This is a genomic window from Streptomyces sp. NPDC007084, from assembly GCF_040703595.1.
Taxonomy (GTDB): Bacteria; Actinomycetota; Actinomycetes; order Streptomycetales; family Streptomycetaceae; genus Streptomyces.
In genome coordinates, this window is sequence record NZ_JBEYFY010000070.1 from 1 (window position 1) to 26,112 (window position 26,112).

The following is a 26,112-nucleotide window of genomic DNA, read 5'->3' on the forward strand; positions in this document are numbered from 1 at the left end:
GCCGGCGTCATCGTCTTCCTGGTGTGGCTGTGGATCAGCAACCTCGCGATCCTGCTGGGCCTGGAGTTCGACGCCGAGGCGGTGCGCCAGCGGGCCGTCGCCGGGGGCCATCCGCCGCAGGCCGAGCCGTATACGGAGCCGCGCGACACCCGCAAGTGGGACGAGGACGACGTACGCCACATGGACAAGAGCCGTGAGTAGTCTCCGGCCGTCCGTCCCGCCGCCGTCGCCGGCGCGTTGTCCGGCGGCGAGGTCCAGGCGCGCTCCGCGCCGCCGGACGGTGACTGATCCTCGGCGTCGGAAGTCGCGTGACTTCGCAGGTGTACGGCGGTGGCTCGGGGATACCTGGCGCGCATGGACCTGATGGCAGATGTGCGCGACGCGGACCGACTGCTCACCCAGCGGGCGGCGGACCGTATCCCTCCCGGCACCGGCCGGCTGCTCTCAGCGGTGGAGGAAACCGCGGAGAGCAGCAAACTGTGGTGCGGTGCGGCGGCGTTCATGTCCGCCTTCGGCGGGCGGCGTGGACGCCGAACCGCTGTAGCCGGGCTCGCCGCGCTCGCGCTCGCGCAGTTGGCCTCGAACGGGGTGGTCAAGCGGCTCGCCGACCGGCCCCGCCCGCCCAAGGAATGGATCGACCACGACGAGGTCGAGGACCGGCCCGATTCCTCCTCCTTCCCCTCGGGCCACACGGCGGCCGCGGTCGCGTTCACCGCCGCCGTGGCGCCCGCCTGGCCGACGGTCGCCGCTGTCTGCGCGGTACCGGCCGCCCTGCTGGCCGTCGAACGCGTGCAGTCGGGAGCGCACTACCCCACCGATGTCGCCGCCGGCGCCCTGATCGGCCTGGGCAGCGCCTGGCTCGTCCGGCAGGCCCCACGTCTCGCGCGGCACCGGCCGTAGCGGGCGGTGACAGCCGGCATGGGCGGTGGCAGGCGTGGGAGGCGGCATCGGCGGTGGCAGGCGGCAGGCGGCATCGGCCGTAGCAGGCGTGGCAGGCGGCATCGGCCGTAGCAGCCGTACATGGTCTGGCGGCCACACACTGCCCGACGGCGTCTTGCGGTGCGCGGGGGCCCGGGAACCTGGGGGCTCGCTTCTTTCCCTGAACTCGACAGCCGGAGGCTTGCGCTCGATCGCGGAGGGGGCTCTGCCCTCGCCCGGCGCGGAGACCGTCCGCTCGGTCGCGGAGAAGGACTTGCACTCGACCGCGGAGGAGGGTGCCCGAGGTGGCGCCCCCAAGCGGCGTGGCCTCGCGCCCGGGTGTGGCCCGGCACATGGGTAGCGTGACGTCGCATGACCGACTCCACGATCGAGATCACCGCCGACCTCGTCCGCGACCTGCTGCGGGAACAGCATCCGGACCTCGCGGGCCTCACGATCCGCGAGGTGACGGGCGGCTGGGACAACGGACAGTGGCGCCTCGGAGACGAGTTGGCCGTGCGGATGCCGCGTACCGACCGTGCGCCTGATCTCCAGCGCAAGGAGCGCCGCTGGCTGCCCGTCCTGGCCCCGCGTCTGCCGCTCCCTGTCCCGCACCCCGTCCGGACCGGCGAACCGTCCGCCCGCTTCCCGAAGCCCTGGACCGTCATGACGTGGGTCCCCGGCGAGCCGCTGGACCTGGCCGCGATCAGCCGCGCCGACCACGCCGCCGAGACGCTGGCGCGCTTCCTCAGGGCGCTCCATCGGGAAGCGCCCGCCGACGCACCCGCCGGCTCCGACCGTGGCGCTCCCCCCAGGGACTGCTCGGACGGCTTCGACCACTTCTTCCGAGCCGTCGCGCCTGACGACGACGCCGGCGCGGTCCGGGCGGTCTGGGACGACGCCGTCGCCGCTCCCGGGTGGGAGGGCCCGCCGCTGTGGGCGCACGGTGACCTGCATCCCGCGAACGTCGTCGTCACGGACGGCACGCTCTCCGGCGTGATCGACTTCGGCGACCTGTTCGCCGGTGATCCGGCCTGGGACCTGGCGGCCGCCTGGGTGCTCCTTCCAGCGGGGGCCGCTCCCCGGTTCTTCGACGTGTACGCGCGCGGGGACGAGGCGACGATCCGGCGCGCCCGCGGACTGGCCACCTTGAAGGCTCTGTTCCTCATGCTGATGGGCAGGAACGGAGAACAGGGCCTCCCCGGCGGCAAGCCGGCCTGGGGACCCGTCGGCCGCGCGGCCCTCGACCGTGCCCTGGACCGCGTGTGATCGTGCCTTGACGACACCTGGCGGCGCGTTGGACGTCTCCGGTACGCCGACGAGGGGCCGTCCGCCGACACGAATCGGCCGGTCACGCCCCGCCGTGGGACGAGACCGTAGCGTCACCACCATGAGCGACGACCACCGGGGACATCCACCCGGGAGCGGGCGCCGCGGCCCGCCGCGCCGGAGGTGTCCGGTGCGCCGGGCAGCGCGGGCGACGGCGACGGCGACGGCGACGGCGACGAGGAAGTAGCGGACTGCCGACAAGGGCCCCGTCGACTCCGTCGCCGACCGCCGCCGGGTGCTGGCCTCGGACCGCAGGCCGCTACCCGTCGGTCAGCGGTCGTCGGTCGGCAGCCGTCGACACGTCGGCCGGCGGTCGCCGACGGCTATCCGTCGGTCGCCGGAAGCCGGCGCCGTCAGCCGGCCGCCGTCGGCCGACACATCGAAGTGCTCCCGCCCTGAACAGCCCGGACGGCTGGGCCGTACTTCTGATCAGACCCATCTCACGTCTGTCGAAGGGAACGTCAGCATGACCAGCGAATCGCTTCACCCCGTGTCGGGACCGGCGCGGCGCACCGTCGTGGCGGCGGTCGGCGCGGCGGGACTCGCCGTGGCGCTGACCGCGTGCGGTTCGGACGACAAGGCCTCCGACACCGTGAACCCCGGCGACGGCGGGACCGGCGGCTCCAGTTCGGGCGGCACGGACAGCGGAGCCGGCGGAGGCACCGAACTCGCGAAGACCGCCGACATCCCGGAGGGCGGCGGCAAGGTCTTCGCCGACCAGGGTGTCGTGGTGACCCAGCCCGCGGCCGGTTCCTTCAAGGCCTTCTCGTCCAAGTGCACGCACCAGGGCTGTGCCGTCAAGGGCATCGCGGACGGCGTGATCACCTGTCCGTGCCACGGCAGCCAGTTCTCGGCCACCGACGGCAGCGTGAAGAAGGGGCCCGCGACCAAGGCCCTCCCCGCCGCGAAGATCACCGTCGAGGGCGACTCGATCAAGCTCGCGTGACGGCGCGCGGTGCCGTGGCCGCGCGTACGGCACGGGGTGTCACCGGCGGGGTCCCTTGAAGCAGGCGATGACGTCGTCGGTGGTCGTGATGGTGGCGACCAGCGCGAGGGTGTTCCGGATCATGGCGGGCGTGTACTCGGCGGGCACCCCCGCGATGGCGTCCGCCGGTACGACGACGGTGTAGCCGCGGTTCACGGCGTCGAACACGGCGTTGGGGACGGCGATGTTGGCCGAGACCCCGGTCACGACCAGAGTGCGGCAGCCCAGGTTGCGCAGCAGCGGATCGACGTCGGTGCCCGCGATGGGCGACAGTCCGTGCAGCCGGCGTACGACGAGGTCCTCCTCGGCGACCTCGATGGGCGGCGCGATCCGCACCGCCGTGGTGCCGGTCAGCTGCTGTACGGGCAGGCGTTCGGCCGCGCGGAAGAGCCGGGCGTTGCGGTTGGCGCCGCGCCCGTCCGGGCGCCGTTCGGCGACGGCGTGGACGACCTGCACACCGCTCTCGTGGGCCGCGTCGACCAGCCGGGCCACCCGGGCGAGCGCTCCGGACGAGCGTGCCTCCTTGGCGAGTTCGGGTAGCGCGCTGTCCTGGCCCACGACACCCTGTTGGCATTCGATGGTGAGCAGCACCGTGCCGGCGGGGTCGAGGAGTTCTCTGAGGTGCTCGAACGACGGCATGGCTCTCCTTGTCGTCGCGGGTCGGGGCGGGCGAGCGTAACGACCATTGCGTGCGGACGGAAGACGCCTCATGCTTTTCTGACGGAACGTCAGGACGTTGAACACCCTGGCCCGTACGGGCGGGCCGACAGACACAGGACGAGGGGACCGCATGGCCGTCACGCAGCGCCGAGGCCGGAAGATCATGATGACCGCCGGTGAACTGGACGAGTTCCTCACCACCCAGCGCACCTGCCGGGTCGCGTCCGTGTCGAAGGACGGTGTCCCGCACGTCAGCGCGCTCTGGTTCACCTGGGACGGCACCTCGCTGTGGCTCTACTCGGTGGTGCGCAGCAAGCGCTGGGTGCAGTTGCGCAACGACCCGCGGGTCGCCGTGGTGATCGACTCCGGCGAGGAGTACGGGGAGTTGCGCGGCGTGGAGCTGTCCGGCACCGTCGAGTTCGTGGGCGAGTCGCCGCGGACCGGGGAGCTGTGTGCCGAACTCGACGTCCCGGAGACGCTGTTCACCCGGAAGTACTTCGGCCTGGAGGAGATGCCGCACGACGGGCGGCACGCGTGGATGCGGCTGACGCCGGACGCCATCGCCTCCTGGGACTTCCGCAAGCTGCCCCCGATGTAGCCGAGCACCCTCACCGCCTCGCCCCTAGCCGAGCACCGCTCCCCTCCCCACCCCTCCCCTAGCCGAACGCACCCCCACGGCTGTACCCGAACGCCCCTCCCTCACTGGCACCGGACAACCGAGCCCCACCAGGTCACTTGACGGCTTCGCCCGCCCTGCGGAGGGCGTCCACGGCCGCTCTGATCGACGGCCGCCGGTCGGCGTCGGCACGCCACACCACGTAGACATGCCGGCGTACCCGCGGGCGGACCGGGACCGTGACGACGCCCTCGGGCACCGGATGGCGCCCGAGGAGCGGGGCCACGCACACGCCGAGTCCGGCCGCGACCAGGCCGAGCTGGGTGTGGGTCTCCGCGGCGCGGTGTCCGACCCGGGGTTCGACGCCCTTGGAGCGCAGTGTGAACATCAGCCACTCGTGGCAGAACTCCCCCTCGTTCCAGGTGATCCACTCGTCGTCCGCGAACTCACCGAGGTCCACCTCGTCCCGGCCCGCGAGGCGGTGACCGGCCGGCATCGCCACATCGGCGGGGTCGTCCAGGATCGACGCCTTCACCAGACCGTCGGGCAGCGGCATCGGCTTGTTGTGCCAGTCGAGCACGACCGCCAGATCGAGGTCGCCGCGCACCACACCCGCGACCCCGGCCTCCGGCTCCAACTCGCAGGAGCGCAACCGCAGTCCGGGATGCTCGGCTCGCAGCGCGGCGAGTGCCGCCGGGAACAGTCCGCGGGCCGCGGTCGGGAACGCCGAAAGCCGCAGCTCGCCCACCACCTTCCCGCGCTGCGCCTCCAGGTCCGACTGCGCCAGCTCGACCTGCGAGAGGATGCGCGCCGCGTGGTCGGCGAGCAGCCGTCCGGCGTCGGTGAGACGCACACCCCGGCCGTTCTTGGCGAGCAGTTGCTGTCCCACCTCGCGCTCCAGCTTGGACATCTGCTGGGAGACGGCCGAGGTCGTCACGTGCAGTCCCTCGGCCGCCGCGCTCACCGAGCCGTGCCGCGCGAGGGCGTCGAGGGTGCGCAGGCGCTCCAGATTCAACATGTAAGCAATGCTACGAGATACCGCTCGAAAAATCTCCCTTGTGCTACGAGATCGTTGTGCCTCATCGTTGACCCATGACCACCGCCGCCACACCCCGCGCCGCACGCCGCACCGCGTCTCAGAACGCCTCACCGACCAGCACCCCCGGCCGCCCCCGCGCCGCGCTCGACTGGCGCGTCAGGTTCGGCGTCCTGTCCCTGATCTGGGGCTTCAGCTTTCTGCTCATCAAGGTCGGCACGGAGAGCTACGCGCCGTTCCAGGTGACCTTCGGCAGGCTGTTGTTCGGGACGGCGGTCCTGATCGCCGCGATGGCGGTGAAGCGGGAGCGGCTGCCGCGCGGCGCGCGCACCTGGGGTCACCTCGCGGTCGCGGCCCTCCTGCTGAACGCGCTGCCGTTCTCCCTGTTCGCCTACGCCGAGCTGACCATCCCGTCCACGCTGGCCGGCATCTGCAACGCGACCTCACCCCTGTGGGGCATGGCCCTCTCACTGGTCGCCCTCTCCGAGGACCGGCCCACCCGGGTTCGGGTCGCCGGACTGGGCGTCGGCTTCCTGGGCGTCCTGACGGTTCTCGGCGTCTGGCAGGGGTTCCACGGCCTGGACGCCACCGGCACGGCGATGGCACTGCTCGCCTCGCTCAGCTATCCGGTCGGCTGGATCTACGTCCGCCGCACGCTGGCCGGCACCGGTGCCTCGCATCTGTCGATGACCGGCGCGCAGTTGCTGCTGGCGACCGTGCAACTCGCCGTCGTCACGCCACTGTTCACCACCCTGCCGAGTCACTTCCCGGTGGTTCCGCTGCTCGCGATCATCGCTCTGGGCGCGCTCGGCACCGGCTTCGCGATCTTCCTCCAGTACGGCATCGTCGCCGAGGTCGGCCCGACGACCGGCCAGATGGTCACGTACTTCATCCCGGTCATCGCCACCGCCGCAGGGGTCGCGATCCTCGGCGAGTCACTGAGCTGGTCGACACCGGTCGGCGCGGCAATCGTGCTGGCGGGGGCGGCGCTCACGCAGGTGAGACCTCGGAGCTGAGGGAGACGAGGGGGCGGCGGAGGTACGGGGTACGGGGCCTGGCTGGCGGCGGGCGAGGGCGCTGGAGGGACCCCGGAGGGAACCTGAGCGGCACCCGACACCCAGGCGCCCCTCCCCCATTCGCCCCCCTCCCCCCCCCCGACGCCATCACCCGCATCACACATAACGCCGCGCAGGGCCAGGCTCCACCGCGGAAGCGACGGCGTCGGCGAGCGGGTCCATGTCGTCGGGGCCCAGCGTCGAGACGGTGATCCGGATTCCGGGCGGCGCGCCGAGGCGGAAGCGGGCGCCGGGTGCCACCGCCCAGCCGGCGTGCAGCAGCCGGGCGACGGCGCCGGTCTCGTCCGGGACGGGGATCCAGACGTTCATTCCGCTCCGCCCGTACGCCGCGACCCCGCGCGTCCGCAGAGCGGAGATCAGCGCGTCGCGGCGCCGCCGGTAGGCGTCCGACACCGCGACGGCGTCGACCGCGCCGGTGGTCCACAGATGGACCACCGCCCTCTGGAGCAGACGGCTCACCCAGCCGGGCCCGAGCCGCTGCCTTCCGTGCACGCGGTCGATGGTGACGGCATCCCCGGTCAGCACGGCGAGCCGCAGGTCGGGACCGTAGGCCTTCGCGGCGGACCGGACCAACGCCCAGTGCCGCGTGACACCGGCGAGCGGATGCAGGGGCAGATCGACGATCCGGTGACCGTGGTCGTCCTCGATCAGCAGGGTCTCGGGGTGGTCGGCGAGCACGGACCGCAGGGCACGCGCGCGTGCGGCGGTCACCGCGGCCCCGGTGGGGTTCTGCGCCCGGTCGGTGACGATCAGGGCCCGCGCCCCGCCGGCCAGCGCACGCCGTACGTCGTCGGGCAGCGGACCCTCGTCATCGACCCCGACTCCGACGGTACGCAGCCCGAGCGCCGGGGCGAGGTCGAGCACGCTGCCCCAGCCGGGGTCCTCGACAGCCACCGCGTCACCGGGCTTGAGGTGCGCGGCGAGGACCCGTTCGATGGCGTCGAGCGATCCCGAGGTGACCATCACGGGCCCGTCCGGCACCCCGTCCGCGTCGAGGTCGGCGCGGGCGAGTCTCCCCAACTCCGGCTCCACGGCGTCCTCCCCGTAGCGCACGGGGTGATTGTCGGCCTGCCGGCCCGCCGCCGCGAAGGCTTCGGCCAGGGAGGGCAGCAGCGCGGGGTCGGGGTTGCCGTGGGCCACGTCGCGCACCCCCTCCGGGACCTCGACACGGACGTACTCGCGCCCGGTGGTGGCCGGCTTCGACCGCACTCTGCTGCCCCGCCGGCCCGCGGTCTCGATGACCCCGCGCTCTCGCAGTGTCCGGTAGGCGGCCGCGACCGTATTGGGATTGACCCCGAGCCGCTCGGCCAACTCCCGCATCGGTGGCAGCAGTTGCCCCGGTTCCAGCTCTCCCGAGCCGACCGCGCGCTCGACGCTGGCGGCGATATCGGCTGCACGCCGTCCCTCGATCCGATACTCTCCTAGCACAAACCAGATTATGCACTAGTACAATGGAGAAGGCAATGCCGGAGACGAGCACCCAGCCGAGGACGACGCAGTCCGCTGCCTACACCCCGACCGACCGCACCGTCCCCACCCGCTCCAAGGATCGCGCCGCCTACGACCACGAGCTGGTCCACGCGATACTCGACGAGGGATACGTCTGCCACCTCGGCTTCGTCCGCGACGGCGCCCCGGTCGTCCTCCCGACGCTCTACGCGCGGGTCGGTGAGCGTCTCTACGTCCACGGTTCCACGGGATCGCGCCCACTGCGGATGACCGGCCAGGCCGATCCCGGACTGGCCGTCTGCCTCACGGTGACGCACGTCGACGGACTGGTCCTGGCCCGCTCGGCCTTCCACCACTCGATCAACTACCGCTCCGTGGTGGTGCACGGCATCGCCCACCAGGTGACGGACCCCGAGGAGAAGCGCGTGGCGCTGGACGCGCTGGTGGACCACGTCGTCCCGGGCCGCTCGGCCGACTCCCGGCCCGCCAACGCCAAGGAACTCGCGGCCACCGCCGTGATCAGCCTCGACCTGAACGAGGTCTCCGCGAAGCTGCGCACCGGCGGCCCGAACGACGACGCCGAGGACCTCGGCCTCCCGTACTGGACGGGCGTGATCCCCCTGACCAAGGGCCACGGCACCCCGGTCCCGGCGGCCGACCTGGCACCGGACATCGACCTGCCCGCCTACCTGGCCGGCTGACGGCACACTCGCCGGGCGGGGCGCCCGTACGGACCCCGCCAGGGCGTCTTCCACGGGCCCCGCCTGCGCTCCCACCCACGCCTCAAACGAGCGCGACCGTCTCCCCCTCCGTCGGCGTCTCCCCCTCCGTCGGCGTCTCCGCCCCCGTCCGGCGCCCCGCACTCGCCGCCCGTGTCTCCGCTACTGCGAGTCCCCCGACCGAGCCGAGCATGAGCAGCGTGCCGGCGACGGTCGGCAGGGTGAGCCGTTCGCCGAGGAGGGCCACGGCGAGCACCGCCGCGCTGACCGGTTCCAGCAGCATGATCACGGACACCGTCGCCGAGCGGACGACCGCGGCACCGGCGAAGAACAGGGCGTACGCGAGGGCCGTCGGGACGGCGGCGATGTACGCGAGCAGCGCCAGTACCTCGACCGGGTGCGCGGTGTGCGGCGTCAGCCCCTCGGCCAGCGCGAACGGCAGCAGGCAGACCGTGGTGACGGCGAACGCCCCCACCGTCGTGGCGGAACCGCCGGTCCGGCCGTCGCGCCCCCATCGGCGGGTGAGCAGCGTCATGGCGGAGTAGCCGGCCGCGGACAGCAGGGCGAGCACGACACCGCCGGGACGTACGGTCGCGCCCCCGCCGCCCAGCACCAGGACACCGAGACCCGCGAGGGCCCCGACGACGGCGAGGCCCCCGCCGAATCCGAGCCGTTCCCCCAGGGTGAGCCGTGCGCCGAGGGCGATGAGAACGGGTCCCGCGCCCAGCGTGACGACGGTGGCCACCGCGAGGCCGGTCGCCTCGACGGCGGCGAAGTAGGCGGTCTGGAAGACCGCGAGCCCAAGGCCGGTGAGGCCGATCCGCACTGCCCTGGAGCCGAGGGGCTGCCTGACCGTCGGGCGGGCGGGGCGGCTTCCCGGCCACGCGCGTGCGGCGAGCAGCAGGGCGAGTCCGCCCGCGCAGCGCCAGAAGGAGAGGGCGACCGGCCCCATGTCACCGGCTCGGTAGACGAGGGAGGCCGCCGCGCCCGCGGTGCCCCAGGCGGCACCGGCGACGATCAGACAGAGCAGGCCTCGCCCGATGGGCAGGCCGGAAGCGATGTTCTTGTGCGACACGTGTTCTCTCCGCAGTTCCGCAGAAGTTCGGGAAGGGACCACGTCGTCGTCCCGGCCGTGTCGGCGGGGCGTACGGAAAGGTCCTCGGACTTCTTCTGCGGGCAGCGCCGTTCAGCCCGGCGCGCGGCCGGGCGGGTTCCGGAACGCCCGCGTCAGGCGGCCGGAGGCGGAAGAACGAGTGTGGCGGGCATGATCCGCACCCTAGACGGCGGTTCCGTGGGCCGACAACTCCCTTTCGGAGTCGCCCGCGCCGCCGGCCACGGGCCCGTCGGAGGATTTCGCCGGTGCGGACGACTGCGCGATGAACGCGCCGAGCAGGACGACCGCGCCGCCGATGATCTGGGGTGCGGAGAGGTGCTCGCCGAGCAGCACCCAGGCGAGGACGGTGGCGATCACCGCTTCGAGGCAGGCCACGACGCCCGCGACCTGCGGGGAGAGCCGGCGCACCGAGAGCACGCCGGTGACGTAGGCGACGACGGTGGCGATCAGCACGATCCAGCCGAGGAGCAGCGAGGCGAGGACGGAGGTGCCGTTCATGTCCGCGCTGCCGCCGAGGACGGACCAGTCCATGGTCCAGGGGCGGGCCACGGCGGTCAGGACGACGGTGCCCACGAGCAGCCCGTACGCGATCACGCCGAGCGGGTCGGGTGCCTCGTCCCCGGCGTCGCTGCCCTGGTCGGAGAGGACGAAGTAACCGACCTGGCAGCAGGCGGCGCCGAGCGCGAGCAGGAGCCCGACGAGGTCGAAGCTCAGCCCCGACCACACCTCGACCACGCAGGCGAGTCCGCCGACGGCGAGGACGACACCGAGCGCGGCGGCCCGGGTGACGGGCCTGCGCTGCACGAACCGCACCCAGCCGAGGACGAGCGCGGGGGCGAGGTACTCGACGAGGAGGGCGACGCCGACGGGGATACGGGAAATGGCGGCGAAGTAGCAGGCCTGGACGCCGGCGACGCCGAGCAGTCCGAACCCGGCGAGCAGCGCGGGGCGCCGCTTCACCAGCGCGCGGTGCCGGACGGCGAGCGGCAGCATGATCAGCGCGGCGCCCGCGACCCGCAGCCACACCACGTGGAGCGGGTCGAGGCCCGCCTCGATCAGCGGCTTGGCCGCGACACCCGATCCGCCGAAGGCGACCGCCGACACGAGGGCGAGGCCGAGACCGAACCCTCGGCCCCGGCTGCCCTGACTCCCCTGAGACGTATGCACCGCAACATGATGGCAGGCGATGACATGACCGTCACCCCGGATGACACCTGTCTCAACGGCTGGACTCCGTCCCCGGCGCGGCCCTCCCCGTCCCCGCGCCTCCCGTTGTCGCCCCTCCCGTCGTAGCCCCGCCCCTCAGGATCGGGAGGTCGACCCCGGCGTGCGCGAGGACCTCGACGGCCCGTGAGCGGGGGTCGGCGACGAGGGCCGCGAGCAGGTCGAGACCGCGGGCCCGCTCGTCGCCGCGCAGCACGGCACGCTCCCGCGCCCGCTCCATCGCGCCGGCCGCCGCCGGCGACCAGCCGGGCTCGATGACAACCGGGACCGCCCCCGAGTCCTCGACGGTGCCCTGCCAGCGCAGCCCGTAGCCGATGCTGCGCTGCACCAGATAGCCGAGGAGCCGGGCCAGTTGATGTCCCCCGTCGAAGGCGGCGCGCACCTCGGGGTCGGATTCCAGCAGCGAGTGCAGCAGATGAGCGGTGTCGATCTGCCCGTCGCCGTCCCGCAGCGCCCGTCTTCGCGCACCGGAGACCACCGAGGCCAGTTCGGCGCTGAGACCAGCATCGTTGTCAGAGCTGTTCGGGTTCGGGCCGCTCGCGGCGGCGGACTGCCGAGGGATACGGGGCAACACAACCCCTACCTCATCAGCCCCGCGGAGCAGGGACATCCCCGGCGGGCAGCATCTTGGCGTCCGACACAGGGTGGGCGTCCCGGTGCGTCCCCTCCTCCCTGCGGATGACTTCGCGCCGATTCCGGGGCCGGTTTCCCCGACTCTCGCGCGCCGCCTTGCCCGGCCCCCGCCGGACACCCCCGCTGCTCCCCGCCTCAATTCCTGACGGTTCATCAGTATTGAATGTTGCGGGACCCCCGGCTACGTTCCGCGACACCGGAGCTGCGCCGGGCGCAGCCCCCGACACGAAGGGGTGGTCGCATGGCCGAAGTCAGCGCGGAAGCACGCATCGAGGCGCCCACCGAGAAGATCTGGGACAAGCTCACGGACTGGCCGGCGTACGGCGAGTGGAACGCGACGCACACGGACTTCCCGAACGGCGGCCCCGAGAAGCTCGAAGTGGGCGGCACGTTCGCGGAGAACATGAAGCTCATGGGCTTCCCCGCCGAGGTCGTCTGGACCGTCGAGGAACTGGAGGCCGGCCGCGTGCTGGCCATCCGCGGCAAGGGCCCGATGGCCGTGATCGTGACCACGCGCTACACCCTCACCCCGGACGGCGACGCCACGTCGGTGCGCGTCGACGGCGAGTTCACGGGTGCCGCGGTCTCGCTGATGGCGGGCAAGCTCAAGGACTCGGCGACGGCGGCGCTCGACGAGTCGCTGCGCAAGCTGTCCGGACTGGTGGCCTGATCCCCGCGCCGCTCCGCGTCGCGCGCGGCGGCGACCGCCACCCCGTATGCGGAAAGGCGCCCCGCGGAAACACTTCCACGGGGCGCCGGCAGGAACCACAGCATGCCGTCAGTCCTCGTCGGCGAGGATCAGGTACAGCTTCTTGCGGGCTTCGTTGATGACCTTCAGCGCCTTGTCGCGCTGATCCTTGCTGCCCGTCTTCCAGACCTGGCCGAAGGCCTCCATGAGACCGAATCCGGCCTGCCGGATCTCGTGCAGCGTCTCCCAGTCGACCCCGCGCCCGGCCTCTTCCCAGGGCGCGTCGGGTCCCTCGTCGGCCGCGCTGCGGCCGGACTCGGTGAGCGAGAACAGCTTCTTGCCGCCCTCGGCCTCACTGGTGATCAGGCCCTCGTCCTCCAGCAACTGGAGGGTCGGGTACACCGAACCCGGGCTGGGCTTCCACGCCCCGCCGCTGCGCTCGGCGATCTCCTGGATCATCTCGTAACCGTGCATGGGCCGGTCCTTGAGCAGAGCGAGGATCGACGCGCGCACGTCGCCGCGCCGCGCCCTCCCCCGCGGTCCGCCCCGACCGCCACGCCCGCCCCAGGGGCCGGGACCGAACCCGGGCCCACCGAAGCCGGGACCACCGGGGCCGCCGCCGGGTCCCCCCGGCCCGAAGGGCCCGAAAGCCCCCCGCCGCCCCTCGAAGCCGCCCCGACCCCGATGGCCGGGCCCGCCGCGGTGTCCATGTCCGTGTTCATGCTCGTATCCGAAGTCTTCTCCACGGGAACGCATCGCAATCACTCCATTCCATCGTTGATCGGTCGCGATGCGTCAACGATATATCGGCACGCACGACATGACAAGCCCCTGCCCGGAAGTACCGAACCGATCAGGTTTCCCCGCCCCACACCCCCCGCCACCGCCCCGAGCCCCACCCCAAAAAGGCCACCCCCGCCCGATTGGCCTTGGTCCCCCGTCTGCGGCGCCCGTTAGCGTCGAGGTATGCGCATTCGTATCGTCGACGCCTTCACCGACCGCCCCTTCGCCGGTAATCCGGCCGGGGTGCTGCTGCTCGACTCGTTCCCAGAGGACGCCTGGCTGCAGAGCGTGGCCACGGAGGTCAATCACGCCGAGACCGCGTTCACGCACCGCCTTCCCGCCGGCGGCGAGGCCGACTGGGCGCTGCGCTGGTTCACCCCCACCACCGAGGTAGCCCTGTGCGGGCACGCCACGCTGGCCGCCGCGCACATCCTGCACACCACGGGCGCCCACCAGGGCCCGGTGCGGTTCGCCACGCGCAGCGGCGTTCTCATCGCCACACCCGGCGACGACGGTTCGATCACCCTCGACTTCCCGACCGCGCCGCTCACCCCGGTCACCGTCCCGGACGGCGTGGCCGAGGCGCTCGGTGCCGAACCGCTGGCCACCTTCGACACCGGGCCGAACACCGGTGACCTGCTGATCGAGGTGGCCGACGAGAAGACGGTGCTCGGTCTCGCGCCGGACCACAAGGCCCTCGCCCGCTACTCGGAGCGCGGCATCATCGCGACCGCCCGCGCCGAAGACCCCACCGGAAACCACGACTTCGTCTCCCGCTGCTTCTTCCCGAACGTGGGCATCGACGAGGACCCGGTGACCGGCAGCGCGCACACCGCGCTCGCCCCGTTCTGGTCCGAGCGCCTCGGCCGCACGGCCCTCACCGGCTTGCAGGCCTCCCCCCGCTCCGGCCTGGTCCGCACGGAACTGCGCGGCGAGCGCACCCTGCTCACCGGGCACGCGGTCACGGTCATCGACGGCGAACTGCTGGCGTAGCGGGGGCACCAGGGACGTACCGCCCCGGCCGGTCGCACTCGGGTGGCGAGAGCACGCGTCCCGGCACGTGTAAGGGGCGTACGACATGGTCGTACGCCCCTTACATCATTCGGTCATGGCCGTGCCCCGTACGTCATGCGTTCCCCGCGCTCACGCCGTCGGCAGCCAGCCCACCTTGCCCGCGAGCAGGGCGTAACCGACGAACGCCCCGATGTCGAGGAGCGAGTGCGCCACCACGAGCGGCCCGACCCGGCCCCACCGCCGGTACAGACAGACGAAGACGACGCCCATCGCCATGTTGCCGACGAACCCGCCGATGCCCTGGTAGAGGTGGTACGAGCCGCGCAGCACCGCGCTCGCCACCAGCGCGGTCCCCGGCGTCCAGCCCAACTGCCCGAGCCTGCGCAGCAGATAGCCGACGACGATGACCTCCTCCAGTACGGCGTTCTGCACCGCCGAGAGGATCAGCACCGGGTACTTCCACCAGACGTCCGGCAACGCCTCGGGCACCACGGTGAGGTTGGCGCCGAACGCGCGTGCCGCCAGATAGAAGGCGATACCCGTACTGCCGATCACCGCCGCGACCACCGCACCACGCCCGAGGTCCGGCCAGGGGCGGGTGCGGTCGAACCCGATCACCCGCATGCCCGTGCCCTCCCGGATCAGCAGGTGCGCGACGAGCGCGACGGGCACCAGAGCCGACGCGATACCGAAGAGCTGCCAGGCCAGATCGAGCCACGGACGCCCCGGCGCCGCCGAGGCGTTGAGAGTGGCCGCCTGGTCCTTCAAGCCTCCCGGTTTGGTGACCGACCCGACAAAGCTGATCAGCGCGGACACCCCGCTCGCACCGAGCGACAGCGCCAGGACGAGCAGCGTCTCGTCCCGGAAAATCCGTCGTGCCGACCCCTCTTCGGGAAAAGATCCGGCCACCGACCCCGCCTCCACCTGCACTCCCGCCTCCAGTTGTCTAATCCCGTCTCATCCCCATCTTCGTCCCGCTAGGGTCTCGAAAGAAGTTACGAAGATCGTGTGCGACTGGCCGTTGGGGAGACGGGCGCCGTACGGGGTGTACTTCCCCCTTTGCCTGTTTTACGGCTGTCTCACGGCTCAGGCTCACCTCGGGAGGGACAACACCGTCATGGGACGACACAGCTTGCCCGACGAACGCCGGGCGGGCACCGCCGACCCCCGGGTCCGCGCGCGGCGCCGCACCGTGGCCGTCGCGACCGTGCTCGTCCTGAGCGTCGCGGGAGGCACCGCCGTGGCCGTCCGCGGCGGACTGCTCTCCTTCGGCGGCTCCTGCCAGGACGACGCCGTGCGGCTCACGGTCGCCGCGTCGCCGGACATCGCGCCCGCCCTCACGGCCACCGCCGACTACGCACGCGAGAAGGACATCACCTCGGACGGCCGTTGCCTCGACATCCGGGTGAGCCCGCGCGAGTCGTACAAGGTCGCCGACGCGCTGCAGTCCGGCAAGGGGACCGACATGCAGGTGTGGGTGCCGGACTCCGGGCTGTGGGTGCAGCGCGTCTCCGGGTCCGCCACGGCGACGCGGGTGGCCGGCGCCGGCAACGTCGCCTCCACTCCGGTCGGCGTCGCCATGGTCCCGGCCGCCGCCAAGACGCTGGGCTGGCCGAAGAAGACGTACTCGTGGACCGAACTGGTCGGCGCTACGACGCGGGACGACAAGCTCAAGCTGGGCGCGGCCGATCCGACCCGCAGTTCGACCGGGCTGCTCGCCCTCACCCGTATCAGCGCGGCGGCCTCCCGGGTCAAGGGCGGTGACACCCAGGCCGCCGCGATGGCCAAGGCCCTGTCGCAGCGCACCTCGGACAGCGACACCCAGGTCCTCGACACCCTGCCCCGCGACGAGTCCGGCACCGAACAGGGCAACCCGCGGCGCAATCAGGCACTGATCCTCTCCGAGCAGGCGGCGTTCGCGCACAACGCCTCCGACGAGGGCAAGGACCTCGACCTGTTCTATCCGAAGGACGGCGCGCCCGTCCTCGACTACCCGTACACGCTGGTGGACGAGCCCGGGCTGAGCACCGACGAGAGCCGCGCCGCCCTGCGCTTCATGACCCTGCTGGGAGAGCCCGCGCCGCAGAGGATCCTGCGCAAGTACGGGTTCCGCACGGACGCGGAGAACCCGCCCGCCGCCCTGGTCGCCGCGGCCGGCGGCAGCTCCCCGCAGCCTTACACCCGAACCGCGACGGAACCCGAGTCGTCCACGGCGGTCCAGGAGGCCCTCGGCATGTGGACGATCACGGTGCAGAGCGCCCGGATCACCACGGTCGTCGACGCGTCCGCGTCCATGAGCCAGCGGGTGCCCGGGACCGGCCAGACCCGGATGGACGTCACCAGGTCCTCCCTGCTCCAGGCCCTCGCCACCTTCACCCCCGAGGACGAGATCGGGCTGTGGAAGTTCTCCACCAAGCTCGACGGCGACAAGGACTACCGCGTCCTCGTGCCGACCGCACGGCTCGGCGACTCCCGGGGCGCCGGGACCCAGCGCGAGAAACTGTCGTCGGCCTTCAGCTCGCTGGAACCGGTCCCGGACGGGGCGACCGGGCTGTACGACACCACGCTGGCCGCGTACAAGGCGGCCGTGGCCTCCTACGCGAAGGGCAAGTTCAACGCGCTGGTCGTGCTCACCGACGGGGCCAACGAGGACCCGGGCAGCATCTCGCGCGCCGAACTCGTCGCCGAGCTGCAGAAACTGACGGACCCGGAGCGACCGGTGCCGCTGATCGCGATCGCCGTGGGCCCCGACGCCGACAAGAACGAGATCGACCAGATCGCCAAGGCGACGGGCGGCTCGGCCCAGCAGGTCAACGATCCGGCCCAGATCCACGCGGTCATGCTCAAGGCGATCGTGGCGGCGGGCTCCGGCATCCCGAACTGACCCCGCAAGGCCGACCTGAGCAGCGGCCGGGATCAGGACCCACCCCGGTCGGGCCGGGGCCGGGCCCCACCCCGGTCGGGCCGGGAGCCCGGTTCCACCCCGGTCGTCCCGCGGCTCAGCCCAGCGCCACCGCCTCCGGCAACCCCACCGGCCAGGTGTGCACCGGGTCCCCGAGATGCATGAGTTCGCCGTAGCGCCGGGTCGTCGCGGCCAGCGCGGCGTCCCGTCCGAGGCCCTTCTCCAGGGCCCGGTGGAAGGTGGCGGCCTGCCAGGTGGCCCCGTTGGCGCGCAGCCGGCACCGGTCCTCGATCACACCGAGGTACAGGTCACGGTCGGCGGCTTCGACGCCCCAGGCGTCCAGTCCCGCGGCGGCGAGCGGCAGCAGCTCGTCGCGGATCAGGTTCGCCGCGTCCACCTGGGTGGTGCCGCCGTGCCGGCCGCGCCGCGGCCACTCCAGGCGCGCCTCGATGCCGTACTTGCAGGCCGCGTCGAAGTTGGCGGCGGCGGCCTCGAAGGGCAGCCGCGTCCACACCGGCCGGGACTCCTCGGCCAGCGCGCGCACCAGCCCGTAGTAGAAGGCGGCGTTGGCGACGACATCGGTGACGGTCGGTCCGGCGGGCAGCACCCGGTTCTCGACCCGCAGATGGGGAACGCCGTCGGCGACGTCGTACACCGGCCGGTTCCACCGGTAGACGGTTCCGTTGTGCAGCACGAGTTCGGCGAGCTTGGGCGCCCCGCCCGCCTCCAGGACCTTGAGCGGGTCCTCGTCGTCACAGATGGGCAGCAGCGGCGGGAAGAACCGCAGGTTCTCCTCGAAGAGTTCGTAGGCCGAGGTGACCCACCGTTCCCCGAACCACGTACGGGGCCGCACGCCCTGCTCCTTCAGTTCGGGCGGGCGGGTGTCGGTGGACTGCTGGAAGAGCGGGGGCCGCGACTCCCGCCACAGCTCGTGGCCGAACAGGAAGGGCGAGTTGGCGCCGACGGCGACCTGCGGGGCGGCGACCACCTGCGCCGCGTTCCACACGTCCGCGAAGCGGCCCGGGGTGACCTGGAGGTGCAACTGGACGGAGGTGCAGGCGGCTTCGGGCGCGATCGACCCGGAGCGGCAGACCAGGCGTTCCACGCCGTCGATGTCGAGCGGAAAGTCCTCACCGCGCGCGGCGACGATCTGGTCGTTGAGCAGCGCGTACCGGTCCACGTCGGACAGGTTCGCGGAGACCAGGTCGTCCTGGCCGAGCGTCGGCAGGATGCCGATCATCACGATTCCCGCGTCGACCTCGCTGGCCTTTCGATGGGCGTAGGCGAGTGAGGTGCGCAGCTCCTCGGCGAGCCGGTCGAATACCCGGCCGCCCAATCGGTGTGGGGCGATGTTGACTTCCAGGTTGAACATGGCGAGTTCTGTCTGGAAATCACGGCTCGCAATCCGTTCCAGTACTTCCGCATTCATCATTCTCGGCATGCCGTCGGGCCCCGCGAGATTCAATTCGATCTCCAGGCCCATCAGGTTCTTCGGCCGATCGAAGCGCTTCTCCTCCAGCAGCCTCTCCAGCACCGTCAGACACTGCCGGAGCTTCTCGCGGTGGCGCTGTCGGTCGCTCAGGTCGAACGGCCCTGCCACGACCTTCTCCCCCATCGCGATGTCCCTCCTCGTCTGGGCAGGCCGACGCTCCGGCGGCCTGGGCGTCCCGGGTACGGAGGATGATGCCCCGGCAACGCGATCCATAACGTCCCGTGCGCGCCCTTCGGCCGCTACCCTGGGAACCCGATTCCCCGGGCACATTCACGAGGCATGCGGCCGCAAGCAATTTTACCGCCGGCATGATCTCGTGAAAAACGCCGACGAGTATCGGCCGACCGCTGCGACGGGATAATTCGAGGTCAAGGCGGTACGACCGCGCGGAACCGGGATGAAACGCGCGTTTTCACGTCCGAATACTGCCTTGCTCTTCATATTCGCGACGACTAGCCGAAACACTCTATGAACACGCGTCGTATAAACTCCGCTACCGAGGCAGAGAGTTTGCGCTCGCGGTCCTAGGTCCTGTCGTCACGGTGACGACGACAGGCGGCATTCCTGTCGGCGGATCCAGACCCACGCCCCTCTGACCCGAGAGCTGACAGCGCCGTCCGCCCCCTCCCTCGCGCCACTGTGCCTGTCGAATGAGAGGCGACCCACCATGCCGCTGCACATACCCCCGGCTCCCGCGCCCGCCCTGCGCACCGTCCTCACGGCACTCGGTTCTCCCACCGCCGTCCGCGAAGCCCGCACCCCCTCCCTGCGCCTGGCACAGGGACCGATCACTCCCGAACTCCCGCTGCCGGTCCATGTCCTGGACCGCATCACCCCCGCCGGCGCGTCGGCCACCCGGCTCGCCGGCTGGCGGTTCCTGCTGCGCAGCGGGGGACGCGCGGTGGCAGCCGCCGACACCATGCTCACGCCGGACGGCTGGGCCTTCTCGCGCTTCTTCGAGGGGCCCTACATCGCCGCGACGGAACACGCCCTGGGGCAGGCCGAGGCCATGCAGCAGCCCTACCAGGCACGCCTGTTGTCCGTACCGGAGCTGTACATGCTCACTCTCTGGCTGCACGGGGACACTGCGGCCGACGGTGCCGACGGTCATCCGGCGGCCACCGACCTCCTCGTCCCGCTGGCCCCCGCGCCGCCCGGCATCGCCGCGCACCGCCCGCACCGGGTCGCGGAACTCCTCCCGGTGCTCACCCACCGCCTCACCCCGGCCACGTCCGGACCACTCCCGGCCGCATCCGGGCCGCTTCCCGCCACGTCCGGGCCGCTGCTCGGCTCCCCCGCCTGAGCCACGACCCCCGTGCCCCGCGGCCGACATCCGGCCGCGGGGCACCTGCCTGCCACGCCCCCGGACCGCCACCCCGCTCATCGGGGCTCCCCTGTGCTCGTACGAGGGGAAACGTGCTCCGGACCCGACCGGACTAGCCCAATCCGGCCCCCTCGAACCACCCGAAGAGACACCGCAGTTGGGCTGAACCGTCCGCACGGGTGATGCGTCATCAACCTGTGAGAAGCGGTGCCGTCAAATCCCTGCGGATCGCCTGCCGTGGGGCAACACTGGGTTCCAGACCACACATCAACGGGGGTGCGGCCATGAGTACTGCGAGCCGCAGAACAGACACCACAGCCACCACTGACCTCTCGACCCAGCGAAAGATCCCACCCATGTGCCAGCACCAGCCGCCGTGTCCGTCAGCCGCGTCCGCCGACCGGGAGTCCGCCCGTCTCGTGGCGCACCACCCGGAGCAGGGATGGAGCCTGCTGTGCAACGGCGTTCTGCTCTTCGAGGACACCGGTGAGCTTTTGCCGGACGGCCGGATCATCGCCCCGCACCGCCCACTGGGCGGCACCGCGGTGATGACGGCGGCCTGATCCCGCACACCGGGCGGCCCTGACAGACCGCCCGGACACAGCAGGGGCCGGCCCGGAGACGCGCTCTCCGAACCGGCCCCGACGCATGTCCCCGGGTGATCACTCCCCGTAGGCGTCCGCGTCCCCTGTGCCGATCAGCCGTGGGTCAGCCGCCGCGCGGCAACCCGTCACAGGCACCGCGCGGCCACTCATCGGCAGCCGCGCAGGCGGCCGGTCAGCCGCCGAGACCAACGGCCGTCGGCCCCCGCACCGGCCCGCCCTCGTACCGGTCGGTCCTCGTACCGGTCAGTCCTCCTACCGGTCAGTCCTCGTAGGCGTCCAGCGGCGGGCAGGAGCAGACCAGGTTGCGGTCGCCGTAGGCCTGGTCGATCCGGCGGACCGGCGGCCAGTACTTGTCGGACGCCGAGACCCCGGCCGGGAACACGGCCTCCTCGCGGCTGTAAGCGTGCTCCCAGTCACCGCCGAGCGCGGCGGCCGTGTGCGGCGCCCCGCGCAGCGGGTTGTCGTCGACGGTCCACTCGCCCAAGCCGACCTTCTCGATCTCCGCGCGGATCGCGATCATGGCGTCGCAGAAGCGGTCCAGCTCGCCCAGGTCCTCGGACTCCGTGGGCTCGATCATCAGGGTTCCGGCCACCGGGAACGACATCGTCGGCGCGTGGAAGCCGTAGTCGATCAGGCGCTTGGCGATGTCGTCCACGCTGACGCCGGTCGCCTTGGTCAGCGGACGCAGGTCGATGATGCACTCGTGCGCGACCAGGCCGCCGGGGCCGGTGTAGAGCACCGGGTAGTGCGGCTCCAGGCGCTTGGCGACGTAGTTGGCCGACAGCACGGCCACCTGCGTGGCGCGCTTGAGGCCCTCGCCGCCCATCAGCCGGACGTAGGACCAGGAGATGGGCAGGATGCCCGCGGAGCCCCAGGGCGCGGCCGATACGGGGCCGACGCCCGTCTCGGGTCCGGCCTCGGGCTGGAGCGGGTGGTTGGGCAGGTACGGCGCCAGGTGGGCGCGCACACCGACCGGGCCGACGCCCGGACCGCCGCCGCCGTGCGGGATGCAGAACGTCTTGTGCAGGTTGAGGTGCGAGACGTCGCCGCCGAAGTGGCCCGGCTTGGCGAGACCCACCAGGGCGTTGAGGTTGGCTCCGTCGACGTAGACCTGGCCGCCGGCCTCGTGCACCTGGGCGCAGATGTCGGCGACATGCTCCTCGAACACACCGTGCGTGGACGGGTAGGTGATCATCAGCACCGACAGTTCGTCGCGGTACTGCTCGATCTTGGCGCACAGGTCCTCGACGTCGATCTCACCGTCGTCGGCCGTCTTCACGACGACGACCTTCATGCCGGCCATCACGGCGCTCGCGGCGTTGGTGCCGTGCGCGGAGGACGGGATGAGGCAGACCGTGCGCTGGTCGTCGCCGTTGGCACGGTGGTACCCGCGGACGGCCAGCAGACCGGCCAGCTCGCCCTGCGAACCGGCGTTGGGCTGCAGCGACACCTTGTCGTAGCCGGTGACCTCGGCGAGCTGGTCCTCCAGCTCGTGGATCAGCGTGAGGTAGCCCTCGGCCTGCGCGGCGGGCGCGAAGGGGTGGAGCTGCCCGAACTCGGGCCAGGTGACCGGCTCCATCTCCGTGGTCGCGTTGAGCTTCATCGTGCAGGAGCCCAGCGGGATCATGCCGCGGTCGAGCGCGTAGTCGCGGTCGGAGAGCCGGCGCAGGTAGCGCAGCATCGCGGTCTCGGAGCGGTGCTGGTGGAACACCGGGTGCGTGAGGTACTCGTCGGTGCGCAGCAGCGCGGCGGGGAGGGTGTCCTCGGCGCCCGCGTCCAGCGCCTCGATGTCGCCCTCGACGCCGAACGCGGTCCACACGGCGGTGAGCTGCGCGCGCGTGGTCGTCTCGTCGCAGGAGATGGACACGTGGTCGGCGTCCACACCGTGGAGGTTAACGCCGAGGTCGCGGGCGGCCTCCACGACCGCGGCGGCACGGCCCGGGACGCGCACGGTGAGCGTGTCGAAGTACGCGCCGTGCACGACCTCGACGCCTCCGGCGGTGAGCCCGGCGGCCAGGACGGTGGCGTAGCGGTGCGTGCGCCGCGCGATGGTGCGCAGCCCGTCCGGCCCGTGGTAGACGGCGTACATGCCGGCCATCACGGCCAGGAGCACCTGGGCCGTACAGATGTTGCTGGTGGCCTTCTCGCGGCGGATGTGCTGCTCGCGCGTCTGCAGGGCGAGGCGGTACGCCTTGTGCCCGTCGGCGTCGACGGACACGCCGACCAGCCGGCCGGGGAGGCTGCGGGCGAACTTCTCGCGCACCGCCATGTAACCGGCGTGCGGTCCACCGAAGCCCATCGGGACACCGAAGCGCTGCGTCGTACCGACGGCGATGTCGGCGTCGAGCTCGCCGGGCGAGGTGAGCAGGGTGAGGGCGAGCAGGTCGGCGGCGACGGTGACGACCGCGCCCAGCTCGTGCGCCTGGTCGATGAGCGGCTTGATGTCGCGTACGGCACCGGAGGCGCCCGGGTACTGGACCAGCACGCCGTTGATCTCGCGCCCGGTCAGGTCGGCCGGGATGCCGTCGGCGAGGTCGGCGACGACGACCTCGACACCGGTCGGCTCGGCGCGGGTCTGGATGACGGCGATGGTCTGCGGCAGGGCGTCCGCGTCGACCAGGAAGAGGCCCTTCTTGTTCTTGCCCATGCGCCGGGACAGCGCCATCGCCTCGGCGGCGGCGGTGCCCTCGTCGAGCAGCGAGGCGCCCGAGGTGGGCAGGCCGGTCAGCTCGGCGACGACGGTCTGGAAGTTCAGCAGCGCTTCGAGACGGCCCTGCGAGATCTCCGGCTGGTAGGGCGTGTAGGCCGTGTACCAGGCCGGGTTCTCCATGACGTTGCGCAGGATCACCGGCGGCGTGAAGGTGCCGTAGTAGCCGAGGCCGATCATCGAACCGAGCACCTGGTTGCGGTCCGCGAGGGAGCGCAGTTCGGCGAGTACCTCGGACTCGGTGCGCGCGGCCGGCAGGTTCAGGGCCTCGGCGTTCTTGATCACGTCCGGCACCGCGGCGGCCGTCAGCTCGTCGAGCGAGCCGTATCCGACCTGCGCGAGCATCTTGGCCCGGGCTTCGGAGTCGGGCCCGATGTGGCGCTGCTCGAAGAGGATTCCATGTTCGAGCGCGGAGAGCGGAATGCGAGGGGCGGTCATTGCGGAGGCCTCCTGGTCTGACGCGACCTTCGAGGGGTACCCCGGCACGGGTACCCCGACGGCCTCCCCCTCTGTCATCTCAACCTGAGAGCTTCACCGGTCCGTCCACTGACGTCCCGGCTTTCACCGTCGGTGAGAGCGGAGGCCAGCGGCACCCGCCCTGCTTTCCAGAGTGACCTCGTCCGTGCGGTACGTGAGCCTGAGAGATTCCGGGGAGGATTTGCTCCTTCGGCGCCTCCGGTGAAGTCTGGAGGACTCTCCCGCACGGGATCAGCAGCCGTTCGCCAGCCTACCAGCGGGGACAAGAGGCCGGTCTTCGAGTGGCCGCCATCACGAATGTGCTCTTTTGTAGTGCTTACGGATGTAGTGCTGACGGATGAGTTTGCGACCACGTGGAGGGACCGTGCAGACCGACATCGATCCGCGCAACCTGATCGGCCGCAAGGCGTTCGACCGCAAGGGCACCAAGATCGGCACCATCGACGAGGTCTATCTCGACGACGCGACCGGGGTCCCGGAGTGGGCGGCCATACGCACGGGGCTGTTCTCCAGGGACGCGTTCGTCCCCCTGGAGCCGAGCGAGATGGTCGAGGGGACCCTGCGCATCCCCTTCGACCGGGCCCTCATCAAGGACGCCCCCGACTTCGGCGTCGGCCGGCACCTCTCCCCCGAGCAGGAGCTGCAGCTCTACCACCACTACGGTCTGGACGTGGCGTCCCCTCCCCCGCCGCCGGACCGTGACTTCGGCCGGCTCGCGGGCTCCGAGGACGCCTGACCCCGACGCCCCTGACCGCCGGAACCCGAGAACTCCCCGGCTGCCTCAGCCGCCGCGCCTGAGCCCGACGCGGGGACAGTGGACTCCTCCGACATCTCCGTCGCCCCCGGTTCCGCCTCGGCCTGCGTCCGCCCGGGCTCCTCGGGTCTGCGCTCCACCAACGGGAGCGGATCGGCCGGTTCCAGGAGCGGATCGTCCGTCCGGAAGGTCCGCACCCGGCCCGGCGCCGAGTACGGCGTCTCGAACCGCACCGTGACCCGCCCCAGGCCGCTGCCCTGCACCCATCCGTGCCCGAACTCGGCGTGCCGGACGTCGTGCCCCGCGGGCCAGCGCCGCTCCGCGGCCGGTTGTTCGGCGCCGGCCGCGCGCCGCTCGGCCGCCGGCGGCTCGGTGCCGGCCTCCGGCGCGGAGTCAACGTCCCGCTCCTCCTCCACGTGCTCGTCCACCGACAGCTCCGCCGCCGCCACGGCTTCGGCGTCCGCCCGCGCCTGGGCCTGTGCGAACAGGTCCTCCTGCGTGTAGTCGGCGAGCCCGGAGACACCGACCCCGAGCAGCCTCACGCCCCCGGTCGTGTCCACGCCCTCCAGGAGGCGCGCGGCGGCCTCCCGGACGACCGCGGGATCGTCGGTGGGCCCACGCAGCGTCTCGGACCGGGTCAGCGTCGAGAAGTCGTACCGCCGCACCTTCAGGACGATGGTCCGCCCCGACAGCCCGGCCCCGCGCAGCCGCCGCACACAACGGTCCGCGAGCCGCGCCACTTCCAGACCCACCCGGATCCGGTCGTGGATGTCCACGTCGTAGGTGTCCTCGACGGACACCGACTTCGTCTCCCGCTCGGACACCACCGGCCGCTCGTCGTGAGCCAGCGCCATCGCGAACAGGGCGTGCCCATGGGCCTTCCCCAGCAGCCGCACCAGCTCGTCCTCACCCGCCTCGGCGATCTCCTCGACCGTGGTGATCCCGGCCCGGCGCAGATGGTCCCCGGTCGCCGGGCCGACACCCGGCAGGATGCGCACCGACATCGGCCCCAGCAGCTCCCGCTCGGTGCCCGGATCGATCAGCACCAGGCCGTCGGGCTTGGCCTGCTCCGAGGCGATCTTCGCGAGCATCTTGGAGGCGGCGAGCCCCACCGATCCCGTGAGCCCCGTGACAGCCCTGATGTCCGCCCGCAGCTTCGTCCCCGCCAGCCGCGCCGAGCGCTCGTCCCAGGCCGTGCCGCCCGCCTCCAGGTCCACGAACGCCTCGTCCAGGCTGAGCGGCTCCACGAGCGGCGACAGGGCCCGCAGCAGGCCCATCACTTGCTCGCTGATCTCCCGGTAGAGACTGAAGCGCGGCACCAGATAGGCGGCGTTCGGCGCGCGGCGGCGCGCCTGGGCCATCGGCATCGCCGAGTTCACCCCGAACACGCGCGCCTCGTACGAGGCGGTGGAGACGACTCCGCGCGGCCCGAGTCCGCCCACGACGACGGCCTTGCCGCGCAGGCTCGGCTTGGACGCCTGCTCCGCCGAGGCGAAGAAGGCATCCATGTCGAGATGCAGGATCGTGGGCGCGGTTCTCACATGTCCGATGCTGCCCTACGCCACTGACAATGCCCCGGCGGCGCCGGGGCATCACGTCAGTCGAAG

The 26,112-nt window shown here is 72.0% G+C and carries 23 protein-coding genes, 1 pseudogene and 1 riboswitch; of the genes and pseudogenes, 13 read left to right on the plus strand and 11 right to left on the minus strand.

Annotated elements, in window-relative coordinates:
• From AB0912_RS32135 to AB0912_RS32150, 4 genes and pseudogenes are all read left to right on the plus strand, one after another.
• Nucleotides 1-201: pseudogene (locus tag AB0912_RS32135) on the plus strand (ribonuclease BN); the annotation flags it as partial.
• Between the two features lie 153 nt (nt 202-354).
• Nucleotides 355-900 (plus strand): phosphatase PAP2 family protein, encoded by a 546-nt coding sequence (locus AB0912_RS32140; RefSeq protein WP_366706131.1) that lies wholly within the window; start codon nt 355-357, stop codon nt 898-900.
• Between the two features lie 390 nt (nt 901-1,290).
• Complete coding sequence (locus tag AB0912_RS32145; protein WP_366706133.1) at nt 1,291-2,187, plus strand: aminoglycoside phosphotransferase family protein; 897 nt, start codon at nt 1,291-1,293, stop codon at nt 2,185-2,187.
• Between the two features lie 526 nt (nt 2,188-2,713).
• Entirely contained in the window at nt 2,714-3,193 is a 480-nt protein-coding gene (locus AB0912_RS32150; protein ID WP_366706135.1) for a Rieske (2Fe-2S) protein, read from the plus strand.
• 39 nt (nt 3,194-3,232) lie between these two features.
• Here the strand turns inward: AB0912_RS32150 and AB0912_RS32155 are convergent, their stop codons facing one another.
• Complete coding sequence (locus AB0912_RS32155; protein ID WP_366706137.1) at nt 3,233-3,871, minus strand: cysteine hydrolase; 639 nt, start codon at nt 3,869-3,871, stop codon at nt 3,233-3,235.
• 151 nt (nt 3,872-4,022) lie between these two features.
• On the opposite strand from AB0912_RS32155, the gene AB0912_RS32160 reads away from it, so the two are divergent.
• Nucleotides 4,023-4,490: a pyridoxamine 5'-phosphate oxidase family protein gene (locus AB0912_RS32160; protein WP_366706139.1), complete on the plus strand. Its 468-nt coding sequence runs from the start codon at nt 4,023-4,025 to the stop codon at nt 4,488-4,490.
• A gap of 133 nt (nt 4,491-4,623) precedes the next feature.
• Here AB0912_RS32160 and AB0912_RS32165 read toward each other — a convergent pair whose 3' ends face one another.
• Nucleotides 4,624-5,526: a LysR family transcriptional regulator gene (locus AB0912_RS32165; RefSeq protein WP_366706141.1), complete on the minus strand. Its 903-nt coding sequence runs from the start codon at nt 5,524-5,526 to the stop codon at nt 4,624-4,626.
• 74 nt (nt 5,527-5,600) lie between these two features.
• On the opposite strand from AB0912_RS32165, the gene AB0912_RS32170 reads away from it, so the two are divergent.
• Complete coding sequence (locus AB0912_RS32170) at nt 5,601-6,560, plus strand: DMT family transporter (protein WP_366706143.1); 960 nt, start codon at nt 5,601-5,603, stop codon at nt 6,558-6,560.
• Between the two features lie 156 nt (nt 6,561-6,716).
• On the opposite strand, the gene AB0912_RS32175 is transcribed toward AB0912_RS32170, so the two are convergent.
• The gene (locus tag AB0912_RS32175; protein ID WP_366706145.1) at nt 6,717-8,048 is read right to left on the minus strand and encodes an aminotransferase class I/II-fold pyridoxal phosphate-dependent enzyme; all 1,332 of its coding nucleotides are present in this window, start codon (nt 8,046-8,048) and stop codon (nt 6,717-6,719) included.
• 35 nt (nt 8,049-8,083) lie between these two features.
• Between AB0912_RS32175 and AB0912_RS32180 the strand changes: the two genes are divergently transcribed.
• Nucleotides 8,084-8,770, plus strand: a complete 687-nt coding sequence (locus tag AB0912_RS32180; protein ID WP_366706147.1) for a pyridoxamine 5'-phosphate oxidase family protein — start codon at nt 8,084-8,086, stop codon at nt 8,768-8,770.
• An 82-nt stretch (nt 8,771-8,852) separates the two neighbouring features.
• On the opposite strand, the gene AB0912_RS32185 is transcribed toward AB0912_RS32180, so the two are convergent.
• From AB0912_RS32185 to AB0912_RS32195, 3 genes are all read right to left on the minus strand, one after another.
• Nucleotides 8,853-9,863, minus strand: a complete 1,011-nt coding sequence (locus tag AB0912_RS32185) for an EamA family transporter (RefSeq protein WP_366706149.1) — start codon at nt 9,861-9,863, stop codon at nt 8,853-8,855.
• Between the two features lie 201 nt (nt 9,864-10,064).
• Nucleotides 10,065-11,069, minus strand: a complete 1,005-nt coding sequence (locus tag AB0912_RS32190) for an EamA family transporter (RefSeq protein WP_366706151.1) — start codon at nt 11,067-11,069, stop codon at nt 10,065-10,067.
• A 52-nt stretch (nt 11,070-11,121) separates the two neighbouring features.
• Nucleotides 11,122-11,700, minus strand: a complete 579-nt coding sequence (locus AB0912_RS32195; protein WP_366706153.1) for a Clp protease N-terminal domain-containing protein — start codon at nt 11,698-11,700, stop codon at nt 11,122-11,124.
• 300 nt (nt 11,701-12,000) lie between these two features.
• On the opposite strand from AB0912_RS32195, the gene AB0912_RS32200 reads away from it, so the two are divergent.
• On the plus strand, nt 12,001-12,429 hold the full coding sequence (locus AB0912_RS32200) for an SRPBCC family protein (protein WP_366706155.1): 429 nt from the start codon (nt 12,001-12,003) through the stop codon (nt 12,427-12,429).
• 108 nt (nt 12,430-12,537) lie between these two features.
• Here AB0912_RS32200 and AB0912_RS32205 read toward each other — a convergent pair whose 3' ends face one another.
• Entirely contained in the window at nt 12,538-13,203 is a 666-nt protein-coding gene (locus tag AB0912_RS32205) for a PadR family transcriptional regulator (protein ID WP_366706157.1), read from the minus strand.
• A 210-nt stretch (nt 13,204-13,413) separates the two neighbouring features.
• On the opposite strand from AB0912_RS32205, the gene AB0912_RS32210 reads away from it, so the two are divergent.
• On the plus strand, nt 13,414-14,223 hold the full coding sequence (locus tag AB0912_RS32210) for a PhzF family phenazine biosynthesis protein (RefSeq protein WP_366706159.1): 810 nt from the start codon (nt 13,414-13,416) through the stop codon (nt 14,221-14,223).
• Between the two features lie 150 nt (nt 14,224-14,373).
• Here AB0912_RS32210 and AB0912_RS32215 read toward each other — a convergent pair whose 3' ends face one another.
• Nucleotides 14,374-15,174: a type II CAAX endopeptidase family protein gene (locus AB0912_RS32215; protein WP_366706161.1), complete on the minus strand. Its 801-nt coding sequence runs from the start codon at nt 15,172-15,174 to the stop codon at nt 14,374-14,376.
• A 187-nt stretch (nt 15,175-15,361) separates the two neighbouring features.
• On the opposite strand from AB0912_RS32215, the gene AB0912_RS32220 reads away from it, so the two are divergent.
• Nucleotides 15,362-17,128 (plus strand): substrate-binding and VWA domain-containing protein, encoded by a 1,767-nt coding sequence (locus AB0912_RS32220; protein ID WP_366706163.1) that lies wholly within the window; start codon nt 15,362-15,364, stop codon nt 17,126-17,128.
• Between the two features lie 115 nt (nt 17,129-17,243).
• Here the strand turns inward: AB0912_RS32220 and AB0912_RS32225 are convergent, their stop codons facing one another.
• Nucleotides 17,244-18,761, minus strand: coding sequence for a glutamate--cysteine ligase (locus AB0912_RS32225; RefSeq protein ID WP_366706165.1), 1,518 nt, complete (start codon nt 18,759-18,761; stop codon nt 17,244-17,246).
• A 544-nt stretch (nt 18,762-19,305) separates the two neighbouring features.
• Here AB0912_RS32225 and AB0912_RS32230 point away from each other — a divergent pair.
• Complete coding sequence (locus tag AB0912_RS32230) at nt 19,306-19,941, plus strand: hypothetical protein (protein ID WP_366706167.1); 636 nt, start codon at nt 19,306-19,308, stop codon at nt 19,939-19,941.
• A gap of 377 nt (nt 19,942-20,318) precedes the next feature.
• Nucleotides 20,319-20,525: a DUF5999 family protein gene (locus AB0912_RS32235; RefSeq protein ID WP_355867360.1), complete on the plus strand. Its 207-nt coding sequence runs from the start codon at nt 20,319-20,321 to the stop codon at nt 20,523-20,525.
• A gap of 301 nt (nt 20,526-20,826) precedes the next feature.
• Here the strand turns inward: AB0912_RS32235 and gcvP are convergent, their stop codons facing one another.
• Nucleotides 20,827-23,712: an aminomethyl-transferring glycine dehydrogenase gene (gcvP, locus tag AB0912_RS32240; RefSeq protein ID WP_366706169.1), complete on the minus strand. Its 2,886-nt coding sequence runs from the start codon at nt 23,710-23,712 to the stop codon at nt 20,827-20,829.
• Nucleotides 23,713-23,889: 177 nt separating this feature from the next.
• Nucleotides 23,890-23,985: riboswitch (glycine riboswitch) on the minus strand.
• A 130-nt stretch (nt 23,986-24,115) separates the two neighbouring features.
• Between gcvP and AB0912_RS32245 the strand changes: the two genes are divergently transcribed.
• A complete protein-coding gene (locus AB0912_RS32245; RefSeq protein ID WP_366706171.1) occupies nt 24,116-24,487 on the plus strand; it encodes a PRC-barrel domain-containing protein in 372 nt (123 codons plus the stop codon).
• Here the strand turns inward: AB0912_RS32245 and AB0912_RS32250 are convergent.
• The gene (locus AB0912_RS32250; protein WP_366706173.1) at nt 24,409-26,046 is read right to left on the minus strand and encodes a DNA polymerase IV; all 1,638 of its coding nucleotides are present in this window, start codon (nt 26,044-26,046) and stop codon (nt 24,409-24,411) included. The genes AB0912_RS32245 and AB0912_RS32250 overlap by 79 nt on opposite strands.
• Between the last annotated feature and the right edge of the window lie 66 nt (nt 26,047-26,112).

Coding starts and splice junctions, on each gene's coding strand:
- AB0912_RS32225 (WP_366706165.1), bottom strand. CDS start 18,761: ATGGGGGAGAAGGTCGTGGCAGGGCCGTTCGACCTGAGCGACCGACAG.
- AB0912_RS32220 (WP_366706163.1), top strand. CDS start 15,362: ATGGGACGACACAGCTTGCCCGACGAACGCCGGGCGGGCACCGCCGAC.
- gcvP (WP_366706169.1), bottom strand. CDS start 23,712: ATGACCGCCCCTCGCATTCCGCTCTCCGCGCTCGAACATGGAATCCTC.
- AB0912_RS32155 (WP_366706137.1), bottom strand. CDS start 3,871: ATGCCGTCGTTCGAGCACCTCAGAGAACTCCTCGACCCCGCCGGCACG.
- AB0912_RS32140 (WP_366706131.1), top strand. CDS start 355: ATGGACCTGATGGCAGATGTGCGCGACGCGGACCGACTGCTCACCCAG.
- AB0912_RS32160 (WP_366706139.1), top strand. CDS start 4,023: ATGGCCGTCACGCAGCGCCGAGGCCGGAAGATCATGATGACCGCCGGT.
- AB0912_RS32205 (WP_366706157.1), bottom strand. CDS start 13,203: ATGCGTTCCCGTGGAGAAGACTTCGGATACGAGCATGAACACGGACAT.
- AB0912_RS32145 (WP_366706133.1), top strand. CDS start 1,291: ATGACCGACTCCACGATCGAGATCACCGCCGACCTCGTCCGCGACCTG.
- AB0912_RS32230 (WP_366706167.1), top strand. CDS start 19,306: ATGCCGCTGCACATACCCCCGGCTCCCGCGCCCGCCCTGCGCACCGTC.
- AB0912_RS32235 (WP_355867360.1), top strand. CDS start 20,319: ATGTGCCAGCACCAGCCGCCGTGTCCGTCAGCCGCGTCCGCCGACCGG.
- AB0912_RS32170 (WP_366706143.1), top strand. CDS start 5,601: ATGACCACCGCCGCCACACCCCGCGCCGCACGCCGCACCGCGTCTCAG.
- AB0912_RS32210 (WP_366706159.1), top strand. CDS start 13,414: ATGCGCATTCGTATCGTCGACGCCTTCACCGACCGCCCCTTCGCCGGT.
- AB0912_RS32200 (WP_366706155.1), top strand. CDS start 12,001: ATGGCCGAAGTCAGCGCGGAAGCACGCATCGAGGCGCCCACCGAGAAG.
- AB0912_RS32150 (WP_366706135.1), top strand. CDS start 2,714: ATGACCAGCGAATCGCTTCACCCCGTGTCGGGACCGGCGCGGCGCACC.
- AB0912_RS32180 (WP_366706147.1), top strand. CDS start 8,084: ATGCCGGAGACGAGCACCCAGCCGAGGACGACGCAGTCCGCTGCCTAC.
- AB0912_RS32165 (WP_366706141.1), bottom strand. CDS start 5,526: ATGTTGAATCTGGAGCGCCTGCGCACCCTCGACGCCCTCGCGCGGCAC.